Consider the following 10719-nt stretch of genomic DNA (forward strand, 5'->3'; position numbering starts at 1 on the left):
ACCATCGAATCCTCATTCCAATTACCTTAAAAACTTTAACAGCTACAGTTATCTCTGATAACTGTAGCTGTTACTGATAACTGAAGAAGCCAAAATTAAAATGTGTTCGTCTTTATGCCATCACAAAGATGATATTCACTTCTTTGTCTAAAACGAGTGTTAGTCTTCAGATAATCGTGCAGCCAACTACAACCGTATACTAAAAGCTGATCCAGATTTAAAGTTTGCAATTCTAAACCATCAAGGCTCCAGATTTTGATAGTTTTATCAAAACTGGCACTAGCAATCGTCTTACTATCAGGGCTAAAATTCACGCTACTGACACCACGAATGTGTCCCTTTAAAGTTTTAAGTTCCTTGCCATCAAGGCTCCAAAGTTTGATTGTTTTATCATCACTGGCAGTGGCAATAGTTTTACCGTCGGGGCTGAAACTTACGCTAAAGACTCTACCACTATGCCCCTTTAAAGTCTTAAGCTCTCTACCATCAACAAGATTCCAGAGTTTGATTGTTTTGTCATTACTAGCACTAGCAAGAGTTTTACCGTCGGGGCTAAAGCTTACGCTGAGAACTTCATCGGTATGACCTTTTAGAGTTTTAAGTTCCTTGCCATTCAAACTCCAAAGCTTGATTGTTTTGTCCTCGCTGGCACTAGCAAGGGTTTTGCCATCGGGGCTAAAACTCACACTGTAAACTGTAGCGCTATGCCCCTTTAAGGTCTTAAGCTCTCTACCATCAACAAGATTCCAGAGTTTGATTGTTTTGTCTTCGCTGGCACTAGCAAGGGTTTTGCCATCGGGGCTAAAACTTACGCTTTGGACTGCAAGACTATGACCTTCTAGGGTTTTAAGTTCCTTGCCATCCAGATTCCAAAGTTTGATTGTTTTGTCCTCGCTGGCACTAGCAAAGGTTTTACTATCGGGGCTAAAATTTACCCCATAAACCTTATCAAGATGCTGGTTTAGGGATTTTAGCAGACGACCATTACTACCCCAAAGTTTGACAGTTTTATCAACACTGGCACTAGCAAGGGTTTTGCCATCGGGGCTGAAACCCACACTATAGACCCTATCAGCATGACCCTTTAGAGTTGTGAGCAAAGTATGATGAGTACTCCATAATTTGATACTCTTGTCAAGACTAGCACTGGCAAGAGTTTTGCCATCGGGGCTGAAACTTACGCTTACAACTCCACTACTATGACCCTTGAAGGTGGTAAGTTCGCTACCATTGTTACCCCACAGGTTGATTGTACTGTCACCACTACTTGCAGCCAGGGTCTTGCCATCGGGGCTGAACTTTACACTATACACTCCAGAGCTAAGTTCTGCTAGAGTTTTGCTAAAGTTGCCATCGCTACTCCACAGGTTGATTTTTCTGTCCAAACTGCTGCTAGCAATAGTCTTGCCGTCAGGGCTAAAATTCACGCTTAAGACCGCATCTTTATGGCCTTCTAAGGTTTCAAGTTCCCTGCCGTCTTTACTCCATAGTTTAACTGTTTTGTCAGCACTGGCACTGGCAATAGTCTGACCATCAGGGCTAAAACTCACACTTAAAACCTCCTTTTGATGCCCTTTGAGAGTTGTGAGTAAACTGCCCTTTTCTAGACTCCAAAGTTTGATGGTGTTATCACCACTGGCTGAGGCAAGCAGTCGCCCATCGGGACTAAAACTTACACTATAAATTGGCTCGCTGTGACCCGACAAAGTTTTGAGTAAAGTGCCATCAACACTCCAAAGTTTGATGGTGTTGTCACCACTGGCTGAGGCAAGCAGTCGCCCATTGGGACTAAAACTTACACTATAAATTGCCTTGCTGTGACCTGGCAAAGTTTTGAGTAAAGTGCCATCAATGCTCCAAATTTTGATGGTTTTGTCACCACTACCGCTAGCAATAGTCTTGCCATCGGGACTAAAATTCACACTGTAGACTATAGCTGTATGACCTTCTAAGCGATTGCGTTCTTGCACTTCGTCGATCGCTTGCTTGAGTTGTTTCTCAACCTGATTTTTGATATCAACTGGGGCTTCAACTTCGAGGGATTTACGACCTGCCTTTACACTATTTACTAATGCTCCAAGCTGATTATTTGAGTTAATATCAACTGTAGATAAAGCATTGAGTTGACCAATTTCTACTAATTTTATTTGATACTCTGCTGTCCTTCTTACCCGGATGTCTGCCCATCTTACTAATATTATTGCCACAAGAAATATAATTAATAATACGCTAAGTCCAGAGCGAATAATCCTTTGAGCTTTTTGTTGTGCCTTAATCAATGTCTGATTAGCTTCACTTAATGTTAAATTAGCCTCACTTAATATCTGACTTGCCTCTTGTTCTGTATATAAAGCAATTTGAATATTTTGCTTATCGAACTCAAGACTGGCTGCTAAGAACTGATAATCAAAATCACTTAAACTTTTATCAACTGCCCACGCTTGGGCATTTCGTAAGTCCTGTTCGCGCAAAAGCTGCGAAGTGTCTTGACATGAAGATTTTTCCCAAAGTGCGATCGCTTGTCCATAGGGTCGCACAGAAGCTAGCTCTTTCTCAACCCAATTATGATTAAAAACAGATTCATAAATGCGATTATAAATTCTTAAAAATCCGTCCTGTTTAACTACTAAACCAGATAGCCGCAATTGCATTTGTTCAGAGCTATCATCGCTCTCAATTTCCCCTAAACGCAGAATTTGTTGATACAGTCCTAACAATCGAGAGCTTTGCTGTTCATTACTAATTATGCGAACGCGTATTGTCTGTAAATGCTGTTGCTTATCCTGCGCCCACCAATTCTCTATTATCTGTTCTCGTACAATCGCAGTCACCCATTCTGCCTCATATTGAGGCTCAAGGCGTAAAGGATATGTACAAACCAGTTGACACAACCATTGCGTGAGGAAGGGTTGCCCACCTGTCCATTTTAATACCTCTTTCAACACAGCTTTGGGATTACTAACTATCCCAACTAATCCTTGCTCTAAAGGCTCAGTTCGCTCTAGTTGAAAGCCAGTCAGTTCAACCGCTCTACTATCAATATTAAAAGGTGTGTAATTTTGATTGGCAATTAAATCCGCAGGTGTTACCACTCCCAGCAGAGCGAAAGTGAGGCGACTATATTTTAGATTGTCAGCACGTTTGTTATAACAGCTACGAACAAAAGCGAAAAAATCGTCTTTGAATTTCAGGTTTAGAACATTATCGATTTCATCGACGAAGATAACAATATTTTGATTAACCTTTTCTAGTAGTTCTTCAGAAACAAACTTACTCAATCGCATTGATGGAGGAATATATTGATATTTGTACCACCAGTCTCCTGTATCAATTTCCAAATTAAAACCACTTACTAAAAGGCTGAGGAAACCACCAAAAAATTCGTCTGGCGTTACTTCATAACTACAAATATCCCTCATTTCAATTGCACAACAAGCAAATCCTTCTTTTTGCAGGGTTCGCATTGTTCTTACCCGCAAACTAGACTTACCCATCTGTCGAGAGTTTAAAACGTAACAAAAAAATCCTCTTTTTAACCATTCATACAGTTCGCAGTCGGCTTGTCGTACCACGTAAGTGGGAGCAGACTCTGGCAAACTTCCCCCGACTTGATAAGAGTTACTCTTGTTGTGCGTTGCGCTCATACGTTATTTTTGAAGCGTTCACGAAAATAGTGGCGGTATAACTCATAACGGGGCATTATGCTATTACTGGAAAGCTTCACTAGCCCAAAGTCATTTAACTTTATTGCTATACTTTGATTCAACTGAGAATTAAATTCTACCGGAGAATTTGCTAAGACTATCTTTTCAAAAGCATGAATCAATTCAGAATTAGATTGCAAATTTCTCCAATGTCGTTCTAAATGGCGGCTGTAAATTCCCCATGCCGTGTGAGATGTTTGCAGCACTTCTTCAAGCGTTGTATCTTTTTGCCCTATCTGTTTGAGAGCTTCTTTTACTAAATAAGGATGTCCTCCTACTGTAGCCATTAATTGCATGACTTTGGCTGTATCGAAATTTAATCCATACCGCTGTGCTAAAGAAAGCACTTGCTCTTGGTTAAAGTCTGTTAACATCACCTCATATCCAGCATTAAACGGAGATTGATTGATATCAACCTCAGTGTAGATTTCTGAATGTAACACGACTAGCCGGAGTTGTCGCCAAACTTGACGAGTTTTAGCATCTTCATGCCAAGTTCGCAGCATACCTAAAAACTCGCTGGCAATTTCCCGGATTGAAAAAATTCGGTCAACTTCATCTAATGCTAAAACTAAGGGGCTTTCACCTGGTAATAAATACTTTTCAAAGTAGCTTCGACATTTAATTTTGCTATTTCCAATACTCTTGCGCCAGTGTTCTTCAACGCTGGTAGTCAACTCGAATCTATCAGCAACGATAGTACAAAACCATTGCAAAAATTTATCCAAGTTGTTGAAATCTTCTTGAGTCGCATCCCGCAGGTTTAAAACTGCTGTTCGGTATCCCTTTTGCTCGATGTAATGTATGATTCTTGACATCAACTCTGTTTTTCCTGTCTGCCAAGGGGCTTTAATTCGCAGCAGACATCCAGGTTTCAAAATCTCCAAGTAACAGCGTTCTTCAATGGGAGGGCGTTCCACATAAAAGGTAAAATCCATAACTTGGGCTTCCACAACAGACAGATACTCAAGCTGTTCCTTACTCTCAATAATTTTGTCTTCTTTATCTAAACTGCTTAAATGGATTGATCGCACGGGCTTAGGGGCTTCCGCTTGACTGGGCTTCTCTCGGCTATCCTGAAAGGTTGATACGTCGTCCGCCTCTTCCAAATCTCCATAATTTCTGCTGGACTCCATCTGAGTCTCCTTAGCGGAAACTAATGAAGTTTCTATGTCAAACTCAGCAATCTCCCCACAGTTTAAGGACAATCTCACACATATATCTTCAAAAACCGCCCTATCTACTGGTTTTCCTGTTAAAAAATTAACCACTGTAGAGCGAGCCATGCCTACTTCCTCAGCTAGAGCCTGTTGACTAGGAAAGCCGTTCCGTCTCACCGCTAGCTTAACTATTCCAATACAATCCTGTCGAACCTTGAGCGATCGCGGCATATCAGTCCTTATGAACTAGTTAAATTCTACATGGATGCAATAACTGATGGATGCAAAGCTTAAAAGTCAGCATAAAGATTACCTTGATTCTTTTTTAACGTAATTACATAATCTGCATTTTGCTGTGTAATTAACAACACAGTATCTCTTTTTGGCAACCGATTGCATCTATTGTCACAATACATCGGAGTTGGGGGATTGTGGGCTGGAGCAGTGTCGGGCAAGCTTGGTCAACGAATAGAATCAGGGTTTGAAGTGGTTGACGCAGGAATTAAAATTTTCGAGAAAAAGTCGAAGGAGGTAAAACCCCTTGTGGGCGCTGCTGGAGAAGAAGCTGGCTCAAGTTCATAGATGCGTGGGAGTAGCAAATAAAGATGAATGTAGAATTGCTCTCGCACTGATGTCTGCACTCACAATAAAGCTTCTACCTTTGCTATGAGGCATTGGCGCAGGTAGAAGCAGTTTCAGTTACGTATTTACAAAATCCCAAAATGAAGCTTTTCAGTATTTTCTAGAATCTCTATCTTCTAGAGATTCTAGAAACTCCTTAGTATTTAACGTTATCCCGCTCTGGGTTCTTTTAGTAACCTGTCTTAGCCAAACCGATCATGGGCAATGAGCAACGGCGTTTAGCTATTATCCTGTCCCTGAATCTGGCTAGTATCATTAGAGGGAACAACTGCTGCATCTGGACAATGAATCAACGGGCACAGTCTTTCTGGAACTGGTTTCCCATTACACGTGCAACCTCGGACAATGAGAGAAGCTGGATTAGAAGTTGCTGTTGCAGAACTCACACAACAAATAAGAGAGGCAAGGGCTGCCGAAACAATTGCGGACTTTCTTTTTAGTAAAATATTCATTGTGATTACTCTTTGAATGATTCAGGGTTATATCAATGGGGAAATTTCTTTCAACCTCAGCCACATTTGCACGCATGTTTTGCCTGAGCAGGCTGACTGTCAATGATAATTGACCCTGCTGTCAAAGCAGTGAAGGTACTGATAGACAGTAGAGCGGACATGAGAACAAGAATTCGTTTCATACAATCTGTCTCCTTTTGAGATTGGTTGCTTGCAAACTAATTTATTTCTTGCATCAGCTAGAGGGAGGGGTCATAACCCTAACTAATTCAGGTGATCAAGCAGTAATTATTGCGGTTCAACGAACTACCATATACAGCGTTTAGGCGACACTTACTTGGATCTTTCCAAACTCAGTTGGATTACACCTGACATTTTGATACCCTATCAGTTCTTGGGCAAATGAATTTAGATATTCGAGTGACCAGCCCATTTTCTGCATAAGTGAAAAGGCTGTAGTCCAGTACACAACCGCTTCTTCGGTAAACTTCCCAAAATTAGCAACATAAGAGGCTATCCATGAAAAATCAAGGATAATTTGGTTTTCCATCTCTTCATGACTAGCTGGAAAAGTTGTGTTATTAGGTAGACTAGAGTGATGGATATATCTTTGAGAGGGAAGCTGTTGACATAAAGTATGATATTCTTGTGTTTCGAGAATCCATTGATGCCAAACTTCGTCAATTTCTTGAGATACAGGGATGGGGCAACCTTTTATTTCAGTGGATAGGATAATGAACTTTAGAAACTCTTCTATCCTTATCTTTAGAGCTTCTTGTTCAACTCCTAGTATCTTTCTCTGAAAATGCCGAAGCATTTTTTCTGAAAGATAAATTTCAGTAAGTTTTTTTCCATAACCAGCGTTGTTTAATTGCTGCATACTCATCACAAATCTCCTACAAGTCTAATCTATAAATACTAGAAGGAGAGTATCTTAATTTTTAGATGCTATCCCTCTAATATATGGTTAAACCAGCTATTACTAAAAGTTAATAGTGAACTCAAAAGCCTTTTTGCAATTAGGGATTTCGAGTTGAACAGCTATAGCATTTAGGCGCTTCACAATCCTTTGGAATGTAATTAGAGCGCGTAAATTTTTCAATTCCTTCAGCTTCTATACGAGCCATCACTTGTCTAACTTTTGATGTTTCTAGAGGAGAGGAACTCTGCTGAAGTGTACTCTCTAGGTCAAGACTATGATGAATATTTACAGCATCAGCTTGTTGATGACTAGCAATAATTGAGCTGAGTATAACGAGAGAAACTTGAACCCACTTTGTATTCATAACTTATAGCTCCAAGAATGGTTTTCTTTTGTACGTAAGTAACTTTCAAAGAACAGGAGTTTATGCAAGTGTCACCAGCGATGCTTCTAAAATAAGAACACCAGAGCATCTCGGCTCAATGTCTTAATCTGAAGACAATCTGCCTAGTTATCAGGTATTACGAACCCTTATTCCATCGAATTGTCTTTAGAAAATAGACTGCACTCAATAGATATTGAGTTAGATCAACGTGGAAAAACTTATGCTGTCTCCCAAGTGTTCGCTTTGCTCTTTCCTGCATACGTCTCCTTATTACATGGATACGGAGGGTATCAATCTGATCAAGCGAGTATTTTACGGGATACTTCTTAAACCACAAGAATAGAGACTCTGCCCCTATGTGATCATAGAGGTAGGAGAGGTATTGAATTAATTCCTCATCTTTCTCAAGCTGCGTCTTTTCCTCTAGGAATAATTGTTGTAGTCCTGTTTTATGTGTTGGCATAGAGCATATTTCTCAGTGCCATGTTTTCATTAAAGTTTCTAGTTGACCGAATTCAAGCCTGAGAATGACTGATTTAAGCTGACTTGTGAGCTATTTCATATAAAATTTGATTTAGCTCACAAGTACTGATATGCCAAGATCGCTCAAAGTTCGACAGGATTGCGTGGGAATGCTTAGGCTAGCAGTTAGACGGAATGGCTTTCTTAGCCAGCAAGCTCTAGCCGAAGAACTTGCCAAAGCCCTCGCAATTAGTCAAGGACTTTGGCGTTCGTTTTAGCTGAGTGAGACTACCAAGACAAAATTACTTCGTTGTCCCATTTTTTCCTCTCGTCATACTTGAACCGTCGCCAATTCCACTCATACAGAGTTGTGCTGAATCTTACGCTGCCACGGTTCGATGCCGTGTTGTATTCAAAGGTAATTCGAGGATCTTGAAGTTTCCACTGTCCGGTGTTTACAGTTCCTAGTCCAATTGAGGCTCGTAGAATATTTCCATTTCGCTGCCAATCAGAACAGGTTTTAGCAACATCGAATCCTGCCACGCGAAGTGCTACACAAGCTTTCTCATTATAGACATCAACGCAGAGGGAGATAACAGAGAAGCCCCAACATCCTGACCAAATCAAACCTTTCGTTATCTCTAGGAACCGCTGATAATCAAGATCATCAAGAATTGCAGAGAACGCAGCAATTGAGGCTTGAGGATCAGCAGCTTCATAACTTTCTATTAAGTTCATACAATCTCGCTTATTCCACATAACAAATGAGGACTCTTCCATCAAACTTCGCTACTGCCTGAGTTGAAGGCTGAGAATGTCTGACTTATGGCTTAATTACCTAGAATCTTTCTGTTGATGGCATCACCGTGCCGAAACGGGAAAATTGTACGCTAAGGAATAGATGCTAACCTCAACGCTATGAAAATCAGTTGTTTTGAGCAAATAGCACACCTGTATTTATCACTTTTGACTCGAATTAGTCTTTCCAGATGGTGCAGAGTATTGCTAGTACTCTGCACCATCAAAAAAAAATAACGCCCCAAATCTAGACAGAGAAAGACTTTCAGCCTTAGCGTACAATTTTCCCGTTTTGGCACGGTGATGCCTTGATAGCAGGGATCACCGTGCCTTTTGGGAAAAATTGTACGTTAAGGAATCTATTGAACCAATGCGGCGCAAGAAGGGTAAACAGCATTGGCGACTTAAAACATTGATATTAGTAGGCTGTAACAATCAAAGTAAGAAATTTAGTACTGGAGTTTCTTACTTTGAAGTTTTTGAAAGTATTTTTAGCATCTGCTCTTTGGGGGCGATCGCCTCAGTTGGCTACTCATCCATCTGGATACCCAGATTTCTGACTTGCTCTAACGCCTTTACTACACCAACTTCATCAGCTAGTCGGATAAATGCATTAGCTAATTCTTCTAACAAGTCGCTCCTATCCACATATTCCCCCTCGTCTGCCAAGTCCATCAGCACTCGATTGATCTGCCTGCTCAATTTTTTCGGAATGCGAAAAGTGGTTTGGGTGTAGTCGGGATTCTCACGCTTGGCTAATTTATCTTTATCCTTTAACTGTTTAGATGACCGGGTTACTGGCTGTTGAGGTTGTTGGGTGGTTGAATTTTCAGGTAACTGGGTTTTTAGCTGTTCAGATAGCTGATTTTCTGGGTATCCAGGTGTTTGGGCAGTTGGGTTGTCAGATGTTTGACTTTTCACCTGTTCAGATAACTGGCTTGAGGATTTTTCGGTTGGTTGATTTTCTAGCTGTTCAGATAGCTGGCTTTCTGGGTATCCAGGTAGTTGGGTATTTTCTTGGGCTGCCCCTAAGACCTCACTAAATCGGCTCACCCTTTTATTGCTTGAATCACTTCGTTTTTTATTTCCGTCCAATCCCGCCATGCTACTTTGCCCCCTCGAACCTTATAAACAGGAACTCCACTAGTCACCGCATCCTTATAAGCTTTGTAAAATCGAATCCCACGACTGAAAACAGGATAACCTTGTGTTAAGAGTGCTGACATCGCCTCCTCACCATCCCTTTGAGGCGGCGGCGGAATCATTGTAAGTAGGACTTTCCAGTTTGTATCTGGTGGTAAAGATTTAGCCATGAGTGCCATTGCGTCCATACCCAAGAGGTCAGGTGGAGTCGGAACGATAAGTAGATCACAGCCCCTTGCTAAATCCTCCACTTCCACATCATTAGGGCGGGCAGGAGTGTCAAAAATTATAAATTCAAACTTCTGCGATCGCATCAACTTCGCTGCTTCCTTTTCTCCGCAGACCTGAAATGGTAGTCCCCCAGGTCTGGCCCAAGTGGTTGCTGAACGGTTAGGATCGGCATCAATAACTAAGGTTGCCCCATCATCACAAAACAGTGAGGCAAGGCAGATAGCTGAAGTTGTTTTCGACACTCCGCCCTTAAATGAGCTAAGAGAGATGATTGGCATAATCTCCCCTTATAAAAGATGGAAAAATCATATCGCTACCTGGGTACACATTTTACTTGGCTGTATGAATGTTTGGATACCCAGATGTTCATACAGCCAATAATTAGCATCTGCTCCTCAAGTCCGGTGTTCATGCATTAAAATCTTCGCCCCTCTTCAATCATGGAGCGGATTGACGTTTTATCTAACGCCACTTCTCGCCGCAGTTGTTGCATTCTGGAGATCGCATTACTTATCGATTTTTTTGTCGTAGGCTTTCCCCAAGCGTTATATTGCGCTTGGGCTTCTGAGGATGTTGCAACTTGTGGATCGGGTAACGGCTGTATAACCCTCTTCTGTCACTTTCCGAAATAAGCAAGTAGTAAATAAATGAAATTATCCAGAAGAGAAAAAAGGTTTAAATTGGTTCATTGTAAAAATTAGGTGATTAAATCCAAGCAATAAATCGGAATTGGGAAAAACATTTAGCCAGGGATAAATCAACCAAAATAATAAAAGAGGTTGAACAATTAAACGAAGATTATTTAAAGTATTCTTCCATC

At 40.9% G+C, this 10719-nt stretch carries 7 protein-coding genes and 2 pseudogenes; all 9 read right to left on the minus strand.

Annotated elements, in window-relative coordinates; genetic code table 11:
• Positions 1-95 precede the first annotated feature (95 nt).
• Positions 96-3644: an AAA-like domain-containing protein gene (locus tag IQ244_RS29465; protein WP_193900235.1), complete on the minus strand. Its 3549-nt coding sequence runs from the start codon at positions 3642-3644 to the stop codon at positions 96-98.
• Complete coding sequence (locus IQ244_RS29470; RefSeq protein ID WP_193900236.1) at positions 3641-4990, minus strand: AAA-like domain-containing protein; 1350 nt, start codon at positions 4988-4990, stop codon at positions 3641-3643. Before IQ244_RS29470 ends, IQ244_RS29465 begins: the two co-directional genes overlap by 4 nt.
• A 176-nt stretch (positions 4991-5166) precedes the next feature.
• A pseudogene (locus tag IQ244_RS32780) lies at positions 5167-5321 on the minus strand (ISAs1 family transposase); the annotation flags it as partial.
• A 959-nt stretch (positions 5322-6280) separates the two neighbouring features.
• A complete protein-coding gene (locus IQ244_RS29475) occupies positions 6281-6838 on the minus strand; it encodes a hypothetical protein (RefSeq protein ID WP_228059228.1) in 558 nt (185 codons plus the stop codon).
• Positions 6839-6977: 139 nt separating this feature from the next.
• A complete protein-coding gene (locus IQ244_RS29480; protein ID WP_193900238.1) occupies positions 6978-7244 on the minus strand; it encodes a hypothetical protein in 267 nt (88 codons plus the stop codon).
• Positions 7245-8015: 771 nt separating this feature from the next.
• Entirely contained in the window at positions 8016-8486 is a 471-nt protein-coding gene (locus IQ244_RS29485) for a hypothetical protein (protein ID WP_228059229.1), read from the minus strand.
• A gap of 567 nt (positions 8487-9053) precedes the next feature.
• Positions 9054-9578 carry a hypothetical protein gene (locus IQ244_RS29490; protein ID WP_193900240.1) on the minus strand — a complete coding sequence of 175 codons (525 nt, stop codon included), beginning with the start codon at positions 9576-9578 and terminating at the stop codon, positions 9054-9056.
• Entirely contained in the window at positions 9575-10177 is a 603-nt protein-coding gene (locus IQ244_RS29495) for a ParA family protein (protein WP_193900241.1), read from the minus strand. Before IQ244_RS29495 ends, IQ244_RS29490 begins: the two co-directional genes overlap by 4 nt.
• Before the next feature lie 375 nt (positions 10178-10552).
• Positions 10553-10719, minus strand: a pseudogene (locus IQ244_RS29500) (IS701 family transposase); the annotation flags it as partial.

The organism is Nostoc sp. LEGE 06077, assembly GCF_015207705.1.
In the GTDB taxonomy this organism is placed as follows: Bacteria; Cyanobacteriota; Cyanobacteriia; order Cyanobacteriales; family Nostocaceae; genus Nostoc_B.